Source organism: Ruegeria sp. CI8, assembly GCF_056536865.1.
This window is the reverse complement of record NZ_JBQFQL010000010.1, coordinates 1-1,285: the sequence shown is the minus strand read 5'-3', so window position 1 is coordinate 1,285 and position 1,285 is coordinate 1. Positions and strand designations below refer to the sequence as shown.

Below are 1,285 nucleotides of genomic sequence, written 5' to 3'. Positions count from 1 at the left end.
AAAAGGCCGCCCCGGTTTGGGACGGCCTTCTTTTGTTTCTCACCGAGTTGCTTTCGGCTGGCTTCGCTTTGGAAAACCACCTGCCGCAACCGAGCGCGACAAGCGCGCCTTACTCGATGATTTTGGACACGACGCCTGCGCCGACGGTGCGGCCGCCTTCGCGGATGGCGAAGCGCAGACCGTTTTCCATGGCGATCGGGGCGATCAGCTCAACGCCGAACGACACGTTGTCGCCGGGCATGACCATCTCGGTGCCTTCGGCCAGGGTCACTGTGCCGGTCACGTCAGTCGTACGGAAGTAGAACTGCGGACGGTAGTTCGCGAAGAACGGAGTGTGACGGCCGCCTTCTTCCTTGGTCAGGATGTAGGCTTCGGCTTCGAACTTGGTGTGCGGAGTCACCGAGCCCGGCTTACACAGAACCTGGCCACGCTCGACGCCGTCACGGTCAACACCACGCAGCAGGGCGCCGATGTTGTCGCCGGCTTCACCGCGGTCCAGCAGCTTGCGGAACATCTCGACACCGGTGCAGGTGGTCTTCTGCGTGTCGCGGATGCCGACGATTTCGATCTCGTCGCCAACGTTGATCACACCACGCTCGACACGACCGGTCACAACGGTACCGCGGCCCGAGATCGAGAACACGTCTTCGATCGGCATCAGGAACGGCTGGTCAACAGCGCGCTCGGGGGTGTCGATGTACTCGTCAACGGCCGCCATCAGTTCGCGGATCTTGTTCTCGCCGATTTCCGGGTTGTTGCCTTCCATCGCGGCCAGAGCCGAACCTGCGATGATCGGAATGTCGTCGCCGGGGTAGTCGTAGCTGGACAGCAGTTCGCGAACTTCCATCTCAACCAGTTCCAGCAGCTCTTCGTCGTCAACCTGGTCAACCTTGTTCAGGAACACGACCATCTTCGGGATGCCAACCTGGCGGCCCAGCAGGATGTGCTCGCGGGTCTGCGGCATCGGGCCGTCAGCGGCGTTCACAACCAGGATCGCGCCGTCCATCTGCGCCGCACCGGTGATCATGTTCTTCACATAGTCAGCGTGGCCGGGGCAGTCGACATGCGCATAGTGGCGGTTGTCGGTCTCGTATTCCACGTGGGCGGTCGAGATGGTGATGCCGCGCGCTTTCTCTTCCGGCGCACCGTCAATCTGGTCATACGCCTTGAAGTCGCCGAAATACTTGGTGATTGCTGCGGTCAGCGTCGTCTTGCCGTGGTCAACGTGGCCAATCGTGCCAATGTTGACGTGCGGTTTTGTACGCTCAAACTTTTCCTTTGCCAT

1 protein-coding gene is annotated in these 1,285 nt (G+C 60.9%); it reads right to left on the bottom strand.

The features are described from left to right. Window positions 1-109: 109 nt before the first annotated feature. A partial coding sequence (tuf, locus tag ACR0DA_RS18670; RefSeq protein WP_170343064.1) for an elongation factor Tu occupies window positions 110-1,285 on the bottom strand: 1,176 nt, incomplete at its 5' end.